The organism is Cobetia sp. 4B, from assembly GCF_018831605.1.
GTDB classification, from domain to species: Bacteria; Pseudomonadota; Gammaproteobacteria; order Pseudomonadales; family Halomonadaceae; genus Cobetia; species Cobetia amphilecti.
Window position 1 is genome coordinate 2,940,393 of record NZ_CP059843.1, and the last position, 19,421, is coordinate 2,959,813.

At 62.6% G+C, this 19,421-nt stretch carries 19 protein-coding genes; 6 read left to right on the forward strand and 13 right to left on the reverse strand.

Annotated elements, in window-relative coordinates; translation table 11 throughout:
* Position 1: 1 nt before the first annotated feature.
* Complete coding sequence (locus tag H2O77_RS12090) at positions 2–289, forward strand: hypothetical protein (protein WP_043334097.1); 288 nt, start codon at positions 2–4, stop codon at positions 287–289.
* 215 nt (positions 290–504) lie between these two features.
* Here H2O77_RS12090 and pepN read toward each other — a convergent pair whose 3' ends face one another.
* The 6 genes from pepN to H2O77_RS12120 all read right to left on the reverse strand — a co-directional run bounded on the left by pepN (position 505) and on the right by H2O77_RS12120 (position 7,672).
* A complete protein-coding gene (pepN, locus tag H2O77_RS12095; protein WP_215823187.1) occupies positions 505–3,156 on the reverse strand; it encodes an aminopeptidase N in 2,652 nt (883 codons plus the stop codon).
* Positions 3,157–3,255: 99 nt separating this feature from the next.
* Positions 3,256–3,681: a YbaN family protein gene (locus H2O77_RS12100; RefSeq protein WP_225996323.1), complete on the reverse strand. Its 426-nt coding sequence runs from the start codon at positions 3,679–3,681 to the stop codon at positions 3,256–3,258.
* Between the two features lie 264 nt (positions 3,682–3,945).
* Positions 3,946–5,157 carry a glycerate kinase gene (locus H2O77_RS12105; protein ID WP_215823188.1) on the reverse strand — a complete coding sequence of 404 codons (1,212 nt, stop codon included), beginning with the start codon at positions 5,155–5,157 and terminating at the stop codon, positions 3,946–3,948.
* 162 nt (positions 5,158–5,319) lie between these two features.
* On the reverse strand, positions 5,320–6,162 hold the full coding sequence (locus tag H2O77_RS12110) for a S1-like domain-containing RNA-binding protein (protein WP_054556285.1): 843 nt from the start codon (positions 6,160–6,162) through the stop codon (positions 5,320–5,322).
* 301 nt (positions 6,163–6,463) lie between these two features.
* A complete protein-coding gene (locus H2O77_RS12115) occupies positions 6,464–6,952 on the reverse strand; it encodes a YajQ family cyclic di-GMP-binding protein (protein ID WP_054556286.1) in 489 nt (162 codons plus the stop codon).
* Positions 6,953–7,030: 78 nt separating this feature from the next.
* Entirely contained in the window at positions 7,031–7,672 is a 642-nt protein-coding gene (locus H2O77_RS12120) for an N-acetyltransferase (protein ID WP_215823189.1), read from the reverse strand.
* 168 nt (positions 7,673–7,840) lie between these two features.
* Between H2O77_RS12120 and H2O77_RS12125 the strand changes: the two genes are divergently transcribed.
* Positions 7,841–9,436: a RimK family protein gene (locus H2O77_RS12125; RefSeq protein ID WP_346428185.1), complete on the forward strand. Its 1,596-nt coding sequence runs from the start codon at positions 7,841–7,843 to the stop codon at positions 9,434–9,436.
* A 158-nt stretch (positions 9,437–9,594) separates the two neighbouring features.
* Here H2O77_RS12125 and H2O77_RS12130 read toward each other — a convergent pair whose 3' ends face one another.
* The 5 genes from H2O77_RS12130 to H2O77_RS12150 all read right to left on the reverse strand — a co-directional run bounded on the left by H2O77_RS12130 (position 9,595) and on the right by H2O77_RS12150 (position 14,152).
* Positions 9,595–10,566, reverse strand: coding sequence for a DUF2797 domain-containing protein (locus tag H2O77_RS12130; protein WP_240548596.1), 972 nt, complete (start codon positions 10,564–10,566; stop codon positions 9,595–9,597).
* On the reverse strand, positions 10,554–10,829 hold the full coding sequence (locus H2O77_RS12135) for a DUF1315 family protein (protein WP_131432440.1): 276 nt from the start codon (positions 10,827–10,829) through the stop codon (positions 10,554–10,556). The genes H2O77_RS12130 and H2O77_RS12135 overlap by 13 nt, the downstream gene beginning before the upstream one ends.
* A 138-nt stretch (positions 10,830–10,967) precedes the next feature.
* On the reverse strand, positions 10,968–11,873 hold the full coding sequence (locus H2O77_RS12140; RefSeq protein WP_215823190.1) for a rhomboid family intramembrane serine protease: 906 nt from the start codon (positions 11,871–11,873) through the stop codon (positions 10,968–10,970).
* A 301-nt stretch (positions 11,874–12,174) separates the two neighbouring features.
* Positions 12,175–13,251 (reverse strand): metallophosphoesterase, encoded by a 1,077-nt coding sequence (locus tag H2O77_RS12145; protein WP_052384625.1) that lies wholly within the window; start codon positions 13,249–13,251, stop codon positions 12,175–12,177.
* Between the two features lie 16 nt (positions 13,252–13,267).
* A complete protein-coding gene (locus tag H2O77_RS12150; RefSeq protein WP_043334090.1) occupies positions 13,268–14,152 on the reverse strand; it encodes an NAD(+) kinase in 885 nt (294 codons plus the stop codon).
* Between the two features lie 323 nt (positions 14,153–14,475).
* Between H2O77_RS12150 and H2O77_RS12155 the strand changes: the two genes are divergently transcribed.
* Positions 14,476–15,054, forward strand: a complete 579-nt coding sequence (locus H2O77_RS12155; protein WP_043334088.1) for a sigma-70 family RNA polymerase sigma factor — start codon at positions 14,476–14,478, stop codon at positions 15,052–15,054.
* Complete coding sequence (locus H2O77_RS12160) at positions 15,051–15,875, forward strand: anti-sigma factor (RefSeq protein ID WP_215823191.1); 825 nt, start codon at positions 15,051–15,053, stop codon at positions 15,873–15,875. Before H2O77_RS12155 ends, H2O77_RS12160 begins: the two co-directional genes overlap by 4 nt.
* Positions 15,876–16,105: 230 nt before the next feature.
* Here H2O77_RS12160 and H2O77_RS12165 read toward each other — a convergent pair whose 3' ends face one another.
* Positions 16,106–16,489: a histone-like nucleoid-structuring protein, MvaT/MvaU family gene (locus tag H2O77_RS12165; protein ID WP_043336770.1), complete on the reverse strand. Its 384-nt coding sequence runs from the start codon at positions 16,487–16,489 to the stop codon at positions 16,106–16,108.
* A gap of 444 nt (positions 16,490–16,933) precedes the next feature.
* On the opposite strand from H2O77_RS12165, the gene H2O77_RS12170 reads away from it, so the two are divergent.
* Both H2O77_RS12170 and bioA read left to right on the forward strand, forming a co-directional pair.
* Complete coding sequence (locus H2O77_RS12170) at positions 16,934–17,131, forward strand: hypothetical protein (protein ID WP_152965394.1); 198 nt, start codon at positions 16,934–16,936, stop codon at positions 17,129–17,131.
* 75 nt (positions 17,132–17,206) lie between these two features.
* On the forward strand, positions 17,207–18,517 hold the full coding sequence (bioA, locus tag H2O77_RS12175; protein ID WP_240548597.1) for an adenosylmethionine--8-amino-7-oxononanoate transaminase: 1,311 nt from the start codon (positions 17,207–17,209) through the stop codon (positions 18,515–18,517).
* Between the two features lie 138 nt (positions 18,518–18,655).
* On the opposite strand, the gene H2O77_RS12180 is transcribed toward bioA, so the two are convergent.
* Positions 18,656–19,273, reverse strand: a complete 618-nt coding sequence (locus H2O77_RS12180) for a YrbL family protein (RefSeq protein WP_043336773.1) — start codon at positions 19,271–19,273, stop codon at positions 18,656–18,658.
* Positions 19,274–19,421 lie beyond the last annotated feature (148 nt).

The following is a 19,421-nucleotide window of genomic DNA, read 5'->3' on the forward strand; positions in this document are numbered from 1 at the left end:
TATGGAAGACTTCTTCAACTGGATCGGCACGCAACTGGGTGCCGCCATTCGCTTCATCGTCGAAGGCCTGGGCGGTTTCTTCGCCAACTTCGATGATGCCCTATCGGGATTCTTCAATGGCCTCACTGGTGAGCTGGGGCTCAGCACTTCGCTGTTCAGCCTGCTGGGATTGATTCTGGGACTTTACCTGCTCTTCAAGGGCATCACGTCACTGTTGAGAGGCTCCATCATCGGCGGGCTATTGATGACCTTCATCGGCCTGACCTTCCTGGGCTGGATGATTGCCTGACGCGCGATGACCCTGAAAGCGATGCCCCTGAAAGCGATGACCGTGTACGCAATGACCGTATACGCGATGGTCTTGAAGGCGATGCCCTGACGGGACTTGCGCCAGGCTCGTGACATGAAAAAGCCCCTGCCATTCGGCAGGGGCTTTTTCATGTCGGCGGCAGTCATCGCATCGCGCGATGACTGCCGTCTGTCTTCAAGGGTCAGCTCAGAGGATCAGGCCAGCGCCTTCTCCACGACTTCATACAGGTTGTTCGAGAGCTTCTCGCCACGGATACGCTCAAGCTCTGCCTTCATCAAGTCCTGACGCTTGGCATCGAAACGCTTGTAGCGCGTCAGCGGCGTGATGATGCGCGCCGCGATTTCCGGATTCAGACGATTGAGCTCGATGACCACATCCGCCAGCAGACGATAGCCTTCGCCATCGAGACGGTGGAAGTTGACGCGGTTCTGGCCGGCGAAGGCGCCGATCAAGGCACGCACCTTGTTGGGGTTGGTCAACGAGAAGGCCGGGTGCTCCATCAGGAAGCGCACGCGGTCCAGCACATCGGCCTGCGGACGCGTGACCTGGATCGAGAACCACTGGTCCATCACCAGCGGATCATGCGACCAGCGCTCGGCGAAGGACTTGAGCGCCGGGTCACCCAGATCGGTGCGTGAGGAGTGCACCAGCATCGTCAGCGCGGCACGCACGTCGGTCATGTTGTGGGCCGCCGTCAGCTGAGCCTGGGCCAGACGCACGCCCTCCTCGTCCTCGATGCTCATCAGATAGCTGAGCGCGGCATTCTTGAGGCTGCGACGCGCCATCTGCTCGAAGGTCGGCGCGTAGTCACCCTGCTGCGCATTGGCGTGATAGAGCGCCACGAAGTCGTCGCGCAGCGCGCTGGCCAGCTGCGCCTTGGCGGTCTTGCGCGCCCAGTGGATGGCATCGACGTCGACGACACTCTGCTGCTCGGCGATATAGGCCTCCGAGGGCAGCGTCAGCATCTCGGCCAGCACCGCACGATCGGAAGCCTCGCTCTGGAGCAGGAAGCGATAGGCGGCCAGCAGGCGCTCATCCAGCTGGGCCTCCTGCTCGCCACGCTGCCAGGCCGCCATCAGGTCTTCAAGCGCTGCCATGGCCAGACGCTGACCGGCATCCCAGCGGTTGAAGCCATCGCTGTCGTGCTGCATCAGGAAGGCCAGCTGCTCACGGCTGTAGTCAAAGGCCAGCTTGACCGGCGCGGAGAAGCCACGCAGCAGCGACGGCACCGGCTCGGCATCGCCGGCAAGGCCGGTGAAGACGAAGGTCTGCTCGGCTTCGGTCAGCTCCAGCACGGTTTCCGTGCCCAGCGCTTCGCCATCGAGGGTCAGCGTCAGATCGTTGCCATCGGCGCCGACCAGCCCCATGCGCACCGGAATCACCAGCGGCAGCTTCTCCGCCTGCCCCGGTGACGGCGGCGTGGACTGACGCAGCGTGAGGGAATAGGTGCCTGCCTGGGCATCGAAGGTGCCACTGGCAGCGATGTTCGGCGTTCCGGCCTGGGAGTACCAGCGCATGAACTGGCTGAAGTCGCGACCGGAGGCTTCGCTCATCGCGCTGATGAAGTCCTCGATGGTGGCGGCGCTGCCATCGTTGCGCGCGAAGTAGAGGTCACTGCCACGGCGGAAGGCTTCTTCCCCGAGCAGATTGGCGACCATGCGCACCACTTCGGAACCCTTCTCGTAGATGGTCAGGGTGTAGAAGTTGGAAATCTCGATATAGGACGCCGGGCGTACCGGGTGTGCGGTGGGGCCGGCATCTTCGGCGAACTGCGCGGTACGCAGCATGGCGACGTCTTCGATACGCTTGACCGGCGCCGAGTTCATGTCGGCGGAGAAGGTCTGATCGCGATAGACGGTGAAGCCTTCCTTCAGGGACAGCTGGAACCAGTCACGGCAGGTGACGCGGTTGCCCGACCAGTTGTGGAAGTACTCATGCGCGACCACCCCTTCGACCCGCTGGAAGGCGGCGTCGGTGGTGGTATCGGGGTTGGCCAGCACGCAGGCGCTGTTGAAGATGTTGAGGCCCTTGTTCTCCATCGCGCCCATGTTGAAGTCGTTGACCGCGACGATCATGAAGATGTCGAGATCATATTCGCGACCGTAGACTTCCTCGTCCCACTTCATGGAGGCCTTGAGGGAGTTCATGGCGTGCTGGGTCTTGTCGAGATTTTCCGGCTCGACCCAGATTTCCAGAGCGACGTCACGGCCACTCATGGTGGTGAAGCTGTCGTCATGCTTGACCAGGTCTCCCGCCACCAGCGCGAACAGATAGCACGGCTTGGGATGCGGGTCCTGCCAGGTGACGAAGTGACGACCGCCCTCGCGCTCTCCACGCTCGACGGGATTGCCGTTGGAGAGCAGGATCGGGTAGCTGTCCTTGTCGGCGATGATGGTGGTGGTGAACACCGACATCACGTCCGGACGGTCCGGGTAGTAGGTGATGCGACGGAAGCCTTCGGCCTCGCACTGGGTGCAGAACATGCCTGAGGACACGTAGAGGCCTTCCAGCGCGGTATTCGCGGCCGGATCGATCACCACCACCGTCTCGAGCTCACAGTTGGCCGGCAGGCCGGCCAGCGTCAGGTGAGTCTCGTCGAGCTTGTATTCATCACTGGCCAGCGCTCGCCCATCGACACGCACGGACTCAAGCGTCAGATGCTCGCCATTGAGCACCAGCGGCGGCGTGGCATCACTGCCCACGGCGGCATCGGGATTGGCCTCGAGGGTCAGCACGGTCGTCACACGGGTCGCGGACGGTGCCAGATCAAACGTCAGGCGGGTGTCCAGCACACGCCAGGCGGGTGCCTGATAATCGGCAAGATGAATCGCTGCAGGTTGTGACATCAAAGACTCCGCAATCAGCGCCGCGGGAGAGGACTCCTCACGGCAGGAAGACAGCGGACAGCGAGGGAGCAGACACCTCACCTGCCCGCGATGAAGCGCTCATTCGCGCGGAAGGGATTCGCCACTGACGGCAAGGTTCGCCCCCTCGCCCTTGGGCTCCGGGCGCGTGGCCAGCCAGAGTGCCAGCAGCGACAGGAAGACCAGCAGCGAGACCTTGACGGCCAGCACTGAGACGGTGAACAGGATGATCAGCATCGAGACGGCCAGCATGCTGACCGCCATGATGCGCGCGCGCAGCGGAATGGCGCGTTCGCGTTCCCAGGCCACCAGCGTCGGCCCGATCTGGGGATGTTCACGGATATAGCGCGCAAAGCGCGGTGAGCCTCGGCTGGCACAGGCCAGCGCCAGCAGCATGAAGACGGTGGTGGGCAGCAGCGGCAGAAACATGCCAGCGAAGCCGATGCCGAAGAACAACCAGGCCAGGCCAAGCCAGCAGATACGCTTCATGCGCCGAAAGATCATCATGTCGGTTCCTCACCACCTGCGGTCACACACCGTGTGCTTCCTGCTACCAGTCAAACGCCAAGTCGTTCATGGGAAAAGTACTTTCTGACTATCCGCCTGATAGCAACTGCGTGCATGGTAACGGGCTTGCCGATATCGCGAAAGGCCACGCCCCCCGCCATGGGGGCCGTGAGCCGCTGTCTGCGGCCGGATCCGATGCCGCAATCCGTCGAGCCGGGCGTGGCTTAGCGGCGGTCAGCCGGGCTGCGATCAGCCGGGCTGCGTTCAGCTACGTTGCGCCAACTGCCAGAGACGCATGATGGCCTCGCAGCGGTCAGCCAGCAGCTCCGAGGTGCGTGCCAGCGCTTGCTCAAGCGGCATGGCACTGTCACACAGCGTGAAGACGGCACTGACCCCCTCATCATGGGCGGCTTGCCAGCCCTCGGCCAGTCGCCCCGCCAACACGATGGCGGGCACCCCGGCGGCTCGCGCGGCTCGCGCCGCACCGATGGGGGTCTTGCCGCCCAGGCTCTGGCCATCCAGGCCGCCTTCCCCGGTGATCAGCAGATCACAGCCCGCCAGGCGCTCGCTCACGTTGAGGCGCTCCATCACCAGCTCGATGCCCGGGCGCAACTCGCCGTTCAACCAGGCCGCCACCGCGTAGCCCATGCCGCCTGCGGCCCCTGCACCGGCCAACTGCTGCTGGTCTGCGCCCAGTACTTCCGCGCTCAGGCGCGCGAAGTGGCCCAGCGCCGCATCCAGTTCCTCGACCACCGCGGCATCGGCGCCCTTCTGCGGGCCGAACACGGCGCTCGCGCCGCGCGGGCCACACAGGGGGTTGTCGACATCGACTGCGGCAGACACCTTGAGATCGGCCAGACGTGGGTCCAGCGCACTGACGTCCAGGCTCGCCAGGCGCGCGAGGGCCGCGCCACCTGCGGGCAGCTCATTGCCGTCAGCGTCGAGCAGACGCAGCCCGAGCGCGCGCAGCATGCCGCTGCCGCCATCGTTGGTGGCACTGCCGCCCAGCGTGACGATCAGTCGCTCGGCACCGGCGTCCAGCGCCGCCAGGATCAGCTCCCCCACGCCGTGCGTATCGGCGACCCGCGCGTCGCGCTCATCAGGGCTGACCAGATGCAGACCACTGGCTTCGGCCAGCTCGACGATGGCCGTTCGGCTACCCGGCTGCCAACCCCACTGGGCGGTGACGTCACGCCCGAGCGGATCACGCACCTGAGCGCTGCGCGCCTCGATGGGGTCTGCTTCACTGGCCGCCGCCAACAACGCCGCCAGCGTGCCCTCACCGCCATCCCCCAGCGGGCAGAGATCGATCTGTGCCTCGGGCAATACTCGGCGAACACCACGCGCCATGGCTTCGGCGGCATCACTGGCTGCCAGCGCTTCCTTGAAGCTGTCAGGAGCAATCAACAGACGCGGCGAACCAGCAGAAGCGGAGGCAGCAGAAGCGGAGGAGGCAGCAGAAGCAGAGACAGTCATGCAGACATTCCTTGTCGAAAGTGAAGGAGCGAATGGGGGCAACTCAGCACAAGATACCCCCATGATACGCTGTCATTGGTGCCATGCGGCAGCCTGAAACGCAAACTGCCACCCGTCGGTCTCCCGAGGGTGGCAGTGGCAGCACAGGCTGACAGCAGTGACTTACTTGACCAGACGCGTCTCGGTGGGCGCCAGCGTGACCTTGCCTTCGCGCTTCAGGTGACCGATGGCGCGCTTGAAGTTGGCCTTGCTGGCACCGAAGGCTTCACTGATGGCTTCCGGCTCGCTCTTGTCGCCCAGCGGCAGCACGCCCTGACTGGCTTCCAGCGCGGCCAGAATGCGGTCCGCCAGCTGCTGATGGCCAGCCGGACCCGGCGCCTGCGGCGTGAGATCGACATTGCCGTTGCCGTCATTCTTCAACACCCACAGACGCAGACGGTTGCCGATGCGCAGACGCGTGAAGATACGGTCGTGGTGCACCAGGCCCCAATGGGCGTTGTCGATGATGATCTTCATGCCCAGGTCAGTGCGCGCAGCGACCAGACCGGAGACTTCCTGGCCCGCGGTATAGGTGGCCGGGGTCTTGTCGAGCCAGCGATCCAGACGCATCGAGGCAACCATGCGGTCACTGTGCTTGTCGAGACCGACGTGCACCATGGCGAACTGGCCGGCCTTGAGCTCACGCTTGCGCTCGCCGTAGGGCAGCAGCAGGTCCTTGCCCAGGCCATTGTCGAGGAAGGTGCCGATGTCATTGACCTCGACCACCTTGAGCGCGGCGAATTCGCCGACCATGGCACGCGGATAGCGCGTGGTGGCCAGCAGGCGGTCTTCATCATCCAGGCTGACGAAGACTTCGACTTCGTCACCGATGTCGGCCCCCGCCGGAATGAAGGGCGTCGGCAGCAGGATTTCCCCGCGATCCCCACCATCGAGGAAGACGCCGAAGCCGACCCGCTTGGTGATCGTCAGGGTGTTGCGCTGGCCGATAGCGAGCGGAGCAGACATATAACCTCTCTTTGCGCGTTGTCGGGTGCCGAAGCGGCCCGCATGGCGCAGATATTACGTACGAATAGGGTGAAACGCTTTGAAAGCGACGCGTCCGTTCGTCTCGAGTGAAGCACCGGGCTGGACAAGCGTAGCGCCAGCGACGAGACATGACGCTTTCAAAGCGAATCTGTTGATCCAGAAAACAAGCGAATCAGTGACTCTCACGACACCGCAAATCAGCGAATCAAACGAAGACAGCACCGCACGCCGATAGCGAACGGTGCTGAGAATGGCGATCGCCAGGCACTTGCGCGCTGGATCAATCGCGGAAGTTGTTGAACTGCAGCGGCAGCTCGAGGCTCTCATCGCCCTTGAGCAGCGCCATGGCGCCCTGCAGGTCATCACGCTTCTTGCCGGTGACGCGGACCTTCTCGCCCTGGATCTGCGCCTGGACCTTGAGCTTGGCATCCTTGAGCGCCTTGACGATCTTCTTGGCGGTCGGCTGGTCCAGCCCCTGACGCAGCACCAACTGCTGACGGGCACGCACGCCAGCGGTGTCGGCGTCCTTCTCTTCCAGGCAACGCACGTCGATGCCGCGCGCGATCAGACGGCCCTTGAGCAGCTCGATCATCTGACGCAGCTGGAAGTCGGCGTCGGCTTCCAGATTGACGTTCTCTTCCTTCTCGAGTTCGAAGCTGGCAGTCACGCCCTTGAAGTCAAAGCGCGTCGCGAGTTCGCGATTGGCCTGATCGACGGCATTCTGAACTTCGTGCTTGTCGAGTTCGGAGACAATATCGAATGACGGCATGGGAGCGATTCCTTTGAAGCCATGAAGAATAAACAGCGCATCCTAGCCCATGGGGGCCACGCGCGCCATGCCCCTGGCTCAGGCGGCGCCGGCATTCACCGTCGAGGGCGCCCCCGGGTGCGCTTCACCGGCATCACCGGCCGCGAGTTCCTCAGCCATCGGCGCCGGCGAATCCAGCGTCAATGCCTTGCGCATCTTCCAGGCGGCGGCCCCGTCGGCATAGTAATCGCGCAGGCGACCACACTTCTCGAAGCCGTGACGCTCGTAGAGCGCGATCGCCGCGCCATTGCCGGTGTGCACCTCAAGATCGAACTGCGTACAGCCCTGCGCGATGGCCAGCTGCTCAAGCGATGTCAGCATGCGCTGGGCAAGGCCGCGGCCACGCGATTCCGGATGCAGGCAGAAGGAATAGAGTCGCGCCCGGCGTGAATTGCGCCGAAACAGCACGGTGCCGTAGCCGAGCACGCTGCGCAGCGGCGTGGCGTCATCGCGCTCGACGCTACCGGCCGGCCATAGCGCGGCCATGACATCGTCCACCGCCGCTGCGGTCGGGATGACATCGTCATCGGGCTGGATGATCACCAGGGTACGGGCATGGGCACGCAGAATCAGATGGGATAGCTGACGACGACTGAACCAGTCGCTGTCGAAACTGACTTCCTCGAGCTCTACCAGAGCGTCGAGATCGGCCCGGATGGCCGGGCGCAGAATGGGGGTCATGGTGCAGGCTCTCCCGCCTGTCAGCGCCCTGACGCCGTCCGAGGATCAGCGTGTCGCGGGGCGGTAGCAATGCGCTGCATTCTGGGCATGCAGGCGCGTCTTGTCTTGGTCTCTTTGCATGAAATTATTTCACTTTCCAGCCTATTGCGATGACGGGGATTGTTTCTCATGATGCGCGCATTCGGCACCGCTTCGGTGCCCGCCTTGCGAGGCTTCGCAATGTCCCGCCTGCGTATCGTGGTTGACCGTGTGTCTGACTGGCGCGCCTTCTATCCCAGTGATGATGTCATCAGCGCCAATGACTTTCTTTCCGAACTCTCAAGCGATGCGCCAGCCCAGCGCGCCGACGATGCGCCGCAGCCCGCCACCCACGTCATCAATCTGTGCGGCGGACTGGATTATCTGGGCATCGGCTATTACGTCTCGCTGCTGGCTCAGGCGCGCGGCCAGAAGGCGCTGCCGTCAGTGGAGACCCTCAATCAGCTGTCACGCAAGTCGCTGATCGACATGGAACTGGGCGGCATCCGCGTGCTGCTCGAGGAGCTGACACGCAAGGGCGCCCTGCCCGCCCCGCAAGGCGTGACGCATGGGGCTGGCAAGCCACCACGACTCGACCTGCTGCTGACCTTCGGCGAGAGCGCAGACCCCGCGCTTGCGCGTCTCGCACGCAAGCTGTTCGAGCGTCTGCCCTGTCCGCTGCTGGAGGTGCGTCTTGAAGGCCGTGGCAATCATTGGGTGCTCAAGCGAGTGCGCCCGCAATCCCTGAGCCACCTGGCAGCGGCGGATGAAGACCGCTTCGCCCAGGCGCTCAATCGCCATTCGCGCAAGGTGTGGCGCACGCCCAAGGCACGCCGCCATTACCGCTTCGACCTCGCCATGCTGGTCGACCCGGACGAGGCGCTGCCGCCGTCCAACCGTACCGCGCTCAAGCATTTCATCCGCGAAGGACGGCGCCTGGGCATCGATGTCAGCCTGATCACCCGGCGCGATGAAGGCCGTCTGGCCGAGTTCGATGGCCTGTTCATCCGCGAGACGACCAGTCTGGATCACCACACCTACCGCATGGCCAAGCGTGCCGAGCACGAAGGGCTGGTGGTGATCGATGACAGCCAGTCGATTCTGCGCTGCACCAACAAGGTCTTCCTGCATGAGCTTCTCAAGGCACGCGGCCTGAGTGCCCCGCAGGGTCGCCTGATCCATCGGGGCGAACTGCGCCAGCTGGGCGAGCGCGGGCAACACATGCGCTACCCGCTGGTGATGAAGGTGCCGGATGGCGCCTTCTCCCGCGGCATCGTCAAGATCGATGGCCCCGAGACACTGGTGCGCGAAGCCGAGCGGCTGTTCCATGATTCCGCCCTGCTGCTGTTGCAGGAGTGGCTGCCGACCGAGTTCGACTGGCGCATCGGCGTGCTCGACGGCAAGCTGCTGTTCGCCAGCCGTTACTACATGGCGCGCGGCCATTGGCAGATCTACGACCACAGCGGCGCGCGTACCCGCTCCGGCGGCTTCGCGACGGTCGACCCGAGCGAGGTGCCAGCGGCCGTGATCAAGGCAGCCCTGAAGGCGACCCGTCTGATCGGCGACGGCCTCTATGGCGTCGACTTGAAACAGCTGGAGGACCGCGTGGTGGTCATCGAGGTCAACGACAATCCGAATCTGGATGCCGGCGTCGAGGATGTGGTACTGGGGCGCGAGCTCTACCGGCGCGTGATGCAGGTATTTCTGGCGCGCATGCAGGCGCGCCGCCAGCCCGTGCTGGGCTGACACGCTCCGAGTCTGCATGCCTGTGGCAAGCAGCGAGAAACCAGAAACTAGAAACTAGAAACTAGAGGCACTGAAACGACAGCGCCCACCCTCCGTGACGGAGCGTGGGCGCTGTCGTGTGTGCGGTGCTGAGCTCTTGGCTATGGCTCAGCCGCGGCTCATTGCTCGCCGAGCTGGGCCTCGATCTCATAGCCGGTGAACTTGCGCAGATTGATCACGCCGCTGTCGAGAATCAGATACTGACCCTTGAGCCCTTCGAGCACGCCTTCCACCACTGGCGTCTTGTCGAAGTTGAACGAGGTGACCTTGGTCGGCGCGGTGCGCACCGGAAACTCGAAGGCCAGCGCCGTGGTGTCGAGCATCCGGATGGCGCCTTCGCCGCAATGCGCCTGCAGCGCCGCCAGACCTTCTGACATCTGGGCCAGCAAGGCATCCCGCTCGGCTTCCAGGTCCAGCTCGGCCACGTCGCCCTTGAGCATCGCACGCCAGTTGGTGCGGTCGTTCAACGCCTGCTTGAACAGCACCTCGACCAGCCCCGACTGCAGGCGATTGGACACCTCGACGATGGGCAGCGCCTGGATGGCGCCCTGATCGAACCAGCGCGTCGGCATCTGGGTCTTGCGCGTGATGCCGACCTTGAGGCCGGAGGAGTTGGCCAGATAGACGATATGCGGCTGGAAGCAGTGCTCCTCACCCCACTGCGGATCACGGCAGGTGCCTTCGGCGTAGTGGCAGGTCTCTGGCTTCATGATGCAGCCATCGCACTGCGGCAGCTTGCGAAAGCACGGATAGCAATGCCCCTGCGCGAAGCTCTTCTTGGTCTTGCGACCGCAATGGCTGCAGTGGATCTGACCGGTGAAGCTCAATCGCACCTTGTGGCCGATATAGGCATTCAACGGCTGGGTGATCTCGCCCAGGCGCAGGCCATAGTTGGCCGCCAGCGGCTCCCGCGTGACCGACGGCGCATCAAACGAGGTATCGATCGCAAGCGCCTCACCGGCGGGCACGATGGACATCTTGTGGAGGTTGCCGCTCAGCGTGATGGGCGCCGCAGCCTGAGCACTGGCTTCCTGCGCCGTGCCGGAGGCCTCATCCGCACTCAGGGCATCATCCAGCGTCAGTTGACCCACTTGATCTGCTCCGGCTCATCGCTTGCGGTGCTGTCGTCATCACGCGGCCCACAGGTGCCGTTGTCGATGAAGCCGACACGCGACTCGGCAGGCACGTTGTTGTGCGCTTCGTACTTGATGACGGCTTCCATGCACAGCTCGACCTGCTCCTGGGTCAGCACGCGGCCATCCGGCCATTTACGCAGCTGCATGGACTGCTTGAGGCTCTCGTAGATGGTCGGCGTCATCTGCTCGACCATGCCGTCAAAGGACATGTTGCTCATCACATACTCTCCTGATACGGGTCCACGACTGCCGAAGGCGGACCATCGGAGTCACTGGGGATGGCCGCCATTCTAGCATTGTCGTTTCGCGCAGTGTCATTTCCGGCAGTGCCATCCCCGGGGCCGAAGCGCCAAGGCTCAGGCTGCGCTGCGCCTGGGGAGCAGCCAGCCCAGCAGCAGACCGGTCAGCAGCCCGCCAAGATGCGCCTCGTTGGCGATGGCGCCCAGGCCGATGGCACTCGAGAGCGGCGTCATGCACAGCACCAGATAGATCAGCATGAAGATCATCAGCGAGCGCTGCATCTGATAGCCCAGCGCGGGGCGGCGGCGGGCGGCGATGAAGACATAGCCGATGACGGCGAAGTCGATCCCCGACAGCCCACCGAACAGCACGCTGCCGGTGGCGTATTGCGCCAGATTGGCCGCCACGCCGCTCAGTACCACGACCAGCGCGAAGCGCCAACCGCCATCGATGGCCTCGATCTGGCGCCCGAACACCCACAGCCACAGCAGGTTGAACACCAGGTGCAGTACCCCAAAGTGCATCAACGACGGCGACCAGAGCCGCCACCACTCCCCCGCCAGCGTCACGGACAGCGGCTCAGGCGCGATGTGCTGACTGCCGACAAGCTCGAAGGGCACGATGGCCAGCCACTCGAATACCGCCGCCTGACCCAGCGCATACTGGAACAGCACCGTGACGCAGCAGGCCAGACCGACCAGCCAGGTCAGCGGCGTCTGGCGCATCAGGGCGATGAGGGACTGAGAACTGGCGGTACCACGCGTCGCGGCGCCCACAGAGGCGTCCCGCAGCGGTTCACCGCGTGACTGGCGCTCGAGCATCGCGATGACGCGCGGCAGTTGCTCGGGGTCGGCCAGCCACAGCTCCTGGCCGCCATCGTGGCTCTCGGCATCGTCGCCAGACACAGCCTCTGTCGGGCGAGCCTGGCTCAGGGTGATCTGGTGACCGATCTTCTCGGCCCACAGGGCTTCACGCAGGGGGCGGCTGTCGAAGGATTCGGGCAGCGTCAGAACCTTGAACATGTGTGCCTCTGAAGATGACACGCGACTGAACAGACTCAGTACACGTTGATAAACAAGGAGAAGTCAGACCAGCCTGCGAAAATCTACCACAGCGCCGCAGGCGTCTGGCCTTTGTGACAGACATAAAAAAAGCCCGGTGGGGGGCACCGGACTGAGCAAGGATCATTCAAGGGAACACTTACTCAGAGTGCGCAATCGGGCTTTGGTTCACTGACATGTGATTGTAAAAAACAATCGCCATACGCCGCCAGAATCACTGACGCTATTGGGGCGTAGCCATGACCAGTGCCAATGGCCAATCCTATTGACTGGCGCCATTGGCGAATGACTGGTTCGACAGGGTGTCGCGGGACAGCTCTTCCGGCACGGGGCGTCGGGAAGGCTCACGCGGTACCGGCACCCACACGAAGTTGGCGGCATCCAGCGTGGCTTCACCACTGAAGCGATATGCCACCAAGCGTCCGAACTTGACCGCACTGTAATCCAGGCAGGCGATGTTGGGGGCCGGCAGCGCCGGCAAACCCTCGCACCAGTAGTGCCCGAGGAACAGTGGCGGCTGCTCTGGCCCGTAGTAAGGCAGATTGGCCAGCTCCTGCTCGCTCAGCCAGCGCGATTCCAGCTCACCGGGCAGGTTGTCGGGCTGGAAGACCACATCGCCGTAGGTGCGGGGCTCACGTGCCCAGAAGTGCGTGCGGAAGCTTCGGCGCGTGAAACCATCGCCGGAATGGATCTCGACCCCTTCCGGCAAGCGCAGATTCGCGCCGCGCGTCATGCGGTCCAGCACGCGATAGGCGAAGCTGTCGTGCTCGATGGACTCATGCAGGAAGTCTTCATCGATGCAGCCATCGGGGTAGCGCTCCAGGAAGGTACGCACCAGTGGCTCGTCCCAGCAGGCGTGCACCACGCGCAGCCCGCTCTGGCCGGGGGCCAGCGGCGGCAGCTCCAGACACAGCGGCATGCGCATGAACCAGCGCAGCGCCTCGTCCCACTCATCGGGATGATGCTGATATTGGTCAAGCGTCTCGCGGATGATGCGATTGTGACGTGAGGTATGCGAGCGCAGGAAATCACGATGCTCGCCGCCTGCACGCGGGCGTGCGCGCCGACAATACGCCAGAGCGTTGTATTCGTGATTGCCCATCACGATCAGCGCTTCGCCGGCATTGACCATGCTGCTGGCCAGCTGCACCGCCAGGCGGATGCGCGGACCACGATCGATGATATCGCCGAGAAAGATGACCTTGCGGGTCGGGTGGCGATAGACGCCATCGACGATGTGATAGCCGAGCGTCTCCAGCAACGTCGCCAGAGTGGCGCCGCAGCCGTGTACATCGCCGATAAGGTCATAGCCATCCTGTGGCGCCACGAATGCTTGCATGCTGTGAGCCTTGAGGTCATTCGCCGAGGCGATTGCTCCAACCGAGCTTGGTGCGACAGATCTCGAAATAGTTGTGCTCCAGCGGATGAATCAGCGTCAGACGCTCACTCTTGCGCCGGATCTTGAGCACATCCCCGGGCTTGGCCACCACCTGGGTCTGGCCATCGCAGCTGATATGCGGATAGGTCGAGTTGCTGGCACTGATATGCAGGATGATCTCGCTGGCCGCATCGATCACGATCGGACGACTGGAAAGGGTATGCGGGAACATCGGCACCAGGGTGATCGCCTCGAGACGCGGATGCACGATGGGGCCGCCACCGGACAGCGCATAGGCGGTCGAGCCGGTCGGCGTGGCGACGATCAAGCCATCCGAGCGCTGGGAGTAGACGAACTGGCCATCGATGAACAGCTCGAACTCGATCATGCGCGCCGCCTTGCCGGGGTGCAGCACCACATCATTGAGGCCATCGGCCGCCCCGATGCGCTCGCCTTCGCGGTAAACCTCGGCCTCGAGCAGGAAGCGTTGCTCGCTGAGATAGTCACCGCCCAGCACCTCGGCCACCTTCTCCTCGAGCTCATCGGGGCGAATGTCGGTCAGAAAACCGAGTCGCCCACGATTGACGCCGAGCACGGGCGTGCCGCTGCGGCACAACGCGCGCGCGGCGCCCAGCAGGCTGCCATCGCCGCCGACCACGATCACCAGATCACACTGCTCGCCCATCTGGCGGCGGCTGGCCACCTGCAGACCGTGGTCCAGCAGCAGCGTGGCAGTGCGTTCCTCGATCACCATGGCCAGGCCACGGGAATCCAGAAAGCGAATCAAGCGCTTGAGCGTATCCACCACCTGGGCACTGCCCAGTCGGCCAATCACGCCGATCGTATTGAATTGCTGCTTCATCACGCCTCCCAGGCTGTCATGCCGGCCATTATGCGGACTCACCGCGCGAGCAGCAATGCAGCCGCGCCGCGCTTTTCCCAGCGGATGTGAGGTGACCAGCTGACGCCACGCCCAGACACGTTTGAAAACCGGCCGCGAACATCCAAGGCGGGAAGCTGGACGTTACCTGACTATCCCCCGCAGTTGACGCACCGCCATCCCGACCGTCACGGGCGTTGATTCTTTCCCGAACAAAGGCCTCTATCATGCAACTTGCGATTCCTCGGCGGTGCACTTACCGTCAGCTGATCAATGGACCCCCTGCCAAAGGAGCCGGCCGCCCCATGCCAGCACAGAAGCCGTCAGTCAGTCCGCCAGATGCGGAAAGCTTTGACCACGCCAGTGCGATAGAAGCCTGTGCACGCGGAGACGAGGCCGCGTTCCGCAGCCTCTATGATCTTGAATCGGGCCGCATGCTGGCGCTCGCCATGCGCCTGTTGAACAGCCGCGACCAGGCGGAAGATGCCGTCCATGACGCCTTCATCAAGCTGTGGTCCAACGCGGGCCAGTACCGCCGCGAACTCGGCAATGGTCGCGCCTGGCTGTTTACCATCCTGCGCTATCGCGCTCTGGATCAGCTACGCGCCCAGGGGCGGACGCCACGCGGCGACAGCGATGCGCTCGACACGCTGGCCGATCTGCTCGCCAACCCGGAAACCGCGGCCGATGACAGCCAGACGGCGCACCAGTTGAGCGACTGCCTGGGTGAGCTGGAAGTGCCACGACGCGAGCCCATTCTGCTGGCCTTCTTCAAGGGACTGACACACGAACAGATCGCCGAGAAGCTGAGCGCACCGCTTGGCACCATCAAGGGACGCATCCGCGCCGGTCTCAAGCTACTGCAGGAGTGCCTGTCACGATGAATAGCCCCCTGATTCCCGAATCTCCCGAAGAACAGAACCTGCTGCTGGGTGAGCATGCCCTCGGGCTGCTGGACCCTGAGCGCGAGGCCGAAGTACGCGCCTGGATCGAGCGCGATGACAATGCCGCACGCATGGCCCTGCGCTGGCAGCAACATTGGCTGAGCGTGAGTGATCGCCTACCGCCGGAGCCCGCTTCCGACTCACTATGGAAGCGCATCGACGCCAGCCTGGTGCGCCTCAAGCAGTCCTCCGCCACCCGCGATGACGCCGCTCGACATGACGCAGATCAGGCAAGCACCTCTACCAAGGCGCCCTGGCTACTGCGCTGGCTCGGCGGTGGCCTCGGACTGGGTCTGGGGGCAGGTCTCGCCCTGGCGCTGGTCATGCAGATGGGGCCCTTCTCTCCCAGCGCGCCGCTGGAAGGCACGTCACCGGAGGTGGCGACCCAGACACCTGACGGCGACGCGCAACGTATGGTCGCTATCCTGCAGACACTGGAAGATCCGGGCACACCGACCTGGGTGGCCAATGTCACGCCCAGCGGTGGCCTGCAGCTGACACCGAAGGTCTCCATCGAGCGCCCGACGGATCGCGCCATCGAACTGTGGACCCTGACCGACCCGCAAGAAGGGCCGCGCTCACTGGGGCTGGTCGACCCGATTGCCGGCATCGAACTCAGCGCCGAGCAGATCGGCAGCATGAGCCCGGGCCAGCTGCTGGAGATGACACTGGAGCCAGAAGGCGGTTCGCCGACCGGCAAACCGACGGGCAAGATTCTCGCCATCGGTCGCCTGGTGGACCTCAATCAGCGTGATAGCTGATAGCCCTCGAGGTAGCCCTCAGGTATGACGGCTGCCGATAGTGGCGCTTTCTGACGCCGTAATCTCACAGCGAGTCTCACGGGAAAGCGCCCTATCGGTCTGCTCAAGGCCTTCTCAAAAGAGGGAGTCCGTCGTCTAGCGTCAGTCAAACGCCAGACATGAAAAAGCCCCGCAATCGCGGGGCTTTTTCATGTCTGGCAGCGTCAGCTAGCTAGCTGGCATGCCAGTGCTCAGCTTTCAGTGCGCTCGAGCCAGGATTCGACGGTTTCAGCACCGTGCTCTTCCTTCCACTCTTTCAGCTGCTTGTGGTTGCCACCACGCGTCTCGATGACTTCACCGGTGTGCGGGTTCTTGTAGACCTTCAGCTTGCGCTTGCGACGCACGCCACCGGTCTTGCTTTCCGGTGCAGCAGCAGCCGGCGCCTGGGACGCTTTCGGGTCCAGCAGGGTGATGACGTCACGAGTGGACTTGCCGTACTCGCCCATCAGCGCGTCCAGCTTGTCCTTGAATTCGAGTTCGTTCTTCAGACGGTCATCATTGCGCAGGCTTTCCAGCTGCTCTTGAAGTTTCTTGAGCTCTTGCTCTTTCTGCATGAAATCAGTCAACAGGGACATGAGTATCTCCAGGATGTCGGGACAGACAGTTGAGTCACGAAAACACGATGCTGAAAGAGGCTCGGCGATATTCATCTGCCGTACATGTTTAACAGCGCGTTTTCATAAAGACTTGTGCAGGACACTCGGGACAGTTAAGCGCCCACACCAGATCAAGGGCGATTATAGACCGAGTCAACTGCGAGGTGAAGTCTTAAATAACATGTTTCCAAAGTATGCAATCTTTCCGATCAATGCAATAGCCAGCAAAAAAACAGTACTCACTGCCCAGGCACTTCATTATCCCCTGTCACAACTGAAGACAGGTCTGCCAAAAGCGTCTCTGCAACAACACGAAGAAGTCTTTACCACGACCTGATATCAGGCTTGAGGGCCCGCCATCACTGGACCTCCAATATTCACGGGATATGCACAATTCATGACAACAACCCACAACGGAGTATTATGCAACCACTTTCCCGTTGGCGTGGCGGCGTCAGATTGCAGACTTTCGATGTAGAGCTGTCATTGCCTGCGCACCTCGAAAAGCATGCACCTGAACGAACAACAGAAGTCCATACTAAAGCAGGTGGCGAACTAATAGTGGTGCAAAATGCAACACTTTCTCCAGAAAGCGTCACTTCAAAAACACCGTCAACCTGATAGAATGGTCAAAGTTGACAAAGATTGAGCCGTCATCACGCCATTCCACTCTCCCGCCACTCGCAGAGACACTCCATGCCATTTTCCCAGATGCCGACCCGCGATACGGACTCACTTTCTCTCTGGCACCCTTATACCCAGATGCAGGACATGCCAGCGCCACTGGAGGTGGTCGGTGGCACGGGAGCCCGCATGACACTGGCGGGAGGTGAGACACTGCTGGATGCGACATGTTCCTGGTGGTGCATGATCCATGGCTACGGACACCCGCGCCTCGTCGCGGCCATTCAGCAGCAAGCGGCAGAACTCTGCCATGTGATGCTGGGCGGCATCCGCCATCGACCGGCCAAGGAGCTTGCCGATGCGCTGGTGCGCGTCACCCCCGAGGGCCTGAATCATGTCTTCTTCTCGGATAGCGGCTCGGTGGGCATGGAAGTCGCCATGAAGATGGCAGTGCAATATCAGCAACAGCGCAAAGACCGCGATGGCACGCGCGGACGAACGCGCATGCTGTCATTGATGAAGGCCTATCACGGCGATACGGCGGGCTGCATGGCAGTGTGTGACCCCGAGGAAGGCATGCATTCCTTGTTCGCCGATTTCCTGCCCAGACATCATTTCGCACCGGCGCCGACTGCCGGTTTCAGCGCCAGTCGTGACGAGGTAGCAGACGATATCAGCGCATTGCGCGCCTGCCTGGAAACACACCAGCATGAGATAGCGGCATTGTTGATGGAGCCTCTCTTGCAGGCGGCAGGTGGCCTCAACATGTACTCGCCCTACTATCTCGAGGCGGCGCGCGAGTTATGTGATGAGTTCGGAATCGTATTGATCTTCGATGAAGTCGCGACCGGTTTCGGTCGGACCGGCAAGATGTTTGCCTGTGAACACGCCAATGTCTCTCCTGACATCATGGTGCTCTCCAAGGGACTGACGGGGGGATATCTGGGACATGCCGCCACCCTGGCCCAGAGTCATATCTTCCATGCATTTGATGGCGAGGATGCCAATAGCGCCTTCATGCACGGCCCGACCTTCATGGGCAATCCGCTGGCCTGTCGGGTAGCACTGGAAAGTCTCGCGGTATTCGAGGAAGAGAATTATCTGGGCAAGATTGCCGAGCTCAATCAATTGTTGCGCGATACCCTGCTGAATTTCTCCCACCCCGCCATTCGCGATATACGCGTATTGGGTGCCACGGCGGTGATAGAAGTGCACGATGCCAGCAGTCTGGCAGGCGCTCAGGCCCATGCCCGTGAACTGGGTGTCTGGTTACGCCCCTTCGGTCGCTGGCTCTATACCATGCCGGCCTATATCACCTCGCCGCAGGACTTGCGCCAGATCACCCATGCGATGACCAGCTACTTCGAGACCCTGGAACACTGATGCACTGATTGCACTGATACACAACACGACTGCCCCTGGCGATGTTCATCAAAGGCGATTGCCATCAGCGACAAGCACCATCAGGGGCAGTCACTCTCGAGCGCCACCAGTCTCGAAAGCCATCACCATCAGAGGCATTCACCCCCACAGACGGGCTTCGAGTGCCTGATAATCCTCTGGCGAGAGCTGACCACCCTTGACCAGCTTCTTGAGGAAATGACGATAACGACGCGCGACCTTGCGCCGCGCCAGCCAGGCGACACTGGTCGCCAGCGGAATGAAGTCAGGATTCGAGATACCGTCGATCAGCCACAATCTGGGCGGCTGGTCGTCGCTGAACTGGACCACGATATTGCGATCATTGAGGTCAGACGGTATCAACCAGCGTTTCTCGAGATAGCGATAGAGATTGGCCAGCTCGCTCACCAGCACCTCGGCGCTCAGGCGCTCGGGGGTCTCGAGATGCACCTCGCGCAGTCGGCGTGACGTGGAGCCGTCACTGTCGAGAATCAGATCGAAGACCAGCCCGAGCCCCTCGGCGGTGGCGACACTGCCGTGGTAGGCAGGCACATAGGACCAGTCGCGCATGCCACGTCTGACCAGGCCTTCGAAATAGCGTTGCTCGCGTTCATTCTGGCGGCTGCCCTTGTCAGGGTAACGCGGGACCTTGATGCAGCGATGGGGGTCGTTCGGGTCCTGATAGACACGCCGATCATTTCCCATGCCGATGACGCGGGCATTTTCCAGCTCCAGCATGCGCACTCCTGTTGAATAACGCCTGCGACTGCAGCCGCCGGGCAGCGTGGCATTCTACAAAAAGCCGTCATGGCACGCCAACTTGTGGCATTTGGCAGCGCCCACGTTCATCGGCCATTCAGCTTGCGTCGCCCTTCTGGTAAGATAA

Coding starts and splice junctions, on each gene's coding strand:
- H2O77_RS12090 (WP_043334097.1), top strand. CDS start 2: ATGGAAGACTTCTTCAACTGGATCGGCACGCAACTGGGTGCCGCCATT.
- pepN (WP_215823187.1), bottom strand. CDS start 3,156: ATGTCACAACCTGCAGCGATTCATCTTGCCGATTATCAGGCACCCGCC.
- H2O77_RS12100 (WP_225996323.1), bottom strand. CDS start 3,681: ATGATGATCTTTCGGCGCATGAAGCGTATCTGCTGGCTTGGCCTGGCC.
- H2O77_RS12105 (WP_215823188.1), bottom strand. CDS start 5,157: ATGACTGTCTCTGCTTCTGCTGCCTCCTCCGCTTCTGCTGCCTCCGCT.
- H2O77_RS12110 (WP_054556285.1), bottom strand. CDS start 6,162: ATGTCTGCTCCGCTCGCTATCGGCCAGCGCAACACCCTGACGATCACC.
- H2O77_RS12115 (WP_054556286.1), bottom strand. CDS start 6,952: ATGCCGTCATTCGATATTGTCTCCGAACTCGACAAGCACGAAGTTCAG.
- H2O77_RS12120 (WP_215823189.1), bottom strand. CDS start 7,672: ATGACCCCCATTCTGCGCCCGGCCATCCGGGCCGATCTCGACGCTCTG.
- H2O77_RS12125 (WP_346428185.1), top strand. CDS start 7,841: ATGATGCGCGCATTCGGCACCGCTTCGGTGCCCGCCTTGCGAGGCTTC.
- H2O77_RS12135 (WP_131432440.1), bottom strand. CDS start 10,829: ATGAGCAACATGTCCTTTGACGGCATGGTCGAGCAGATGACGCCGACC.
- H2O77_RS12140 (WP_215823190.1), bottom strand. CDS start 11,873: ATGTTCAAGGTTCTGACGCTGCCCGAATCCTTCGACAGCCGCCCCCTG.
- H2O77_RS12145 (WP_052384625.1), bottom strand. CDS start 13,251: ATGCAAGCATTCGTGGCGCCACAGGATGGCTATGACCTTATCGGCGAT.
- H2O77_RS12150 (WP_043334090.1), bottom strand. CDS start 14,152: ATGAAGCAGCAATTCAATACGATCGGCGTGATTGGCCGACTGGGCAGT.
- H2O77_RS12155 (WP_043334088.1), top strand. CDS start 14,476: ATGCCAGCACAGAAGCCGTCAGTCAGTCCGCCAGATGCGGAAAGCTTT.
- H2O77_RS12160 (WP_215823191.1), top strand. CDS start 15,051: ATGAATAGCCCCCTGATTCCCGAATCTCCCGAAGAACAGAACCTGCTG.
- H2O77_RS12165 (WP_043336770.1), bottom strand. CDS start 16,489: ATGTCCCTGTTGACTGATTTCATGCAGAAAGAGCAAGAGCTCAAGAAA.
- H2O77_RS12170 (WP_152965394.1), top strand. CDS start 16,934: ATGCAACCACTTTCCCGTTGGCGTGGCGGCGTCAGATTGCAGACTTTC.
- bioA (WP_240548597.1), top strand. CDS start 17,207: ATGCCATTTTCCCAGATGCCGACCCGCGATACGGACTCACTTTCTCTC.
- H2O77_RS12180 (WP_043336773.1), bottom strand. CDS start 19,273: ATGCTGGAGCTGGAAAATGCCCGCGTCATCGGCATGGGAAATGATCGG.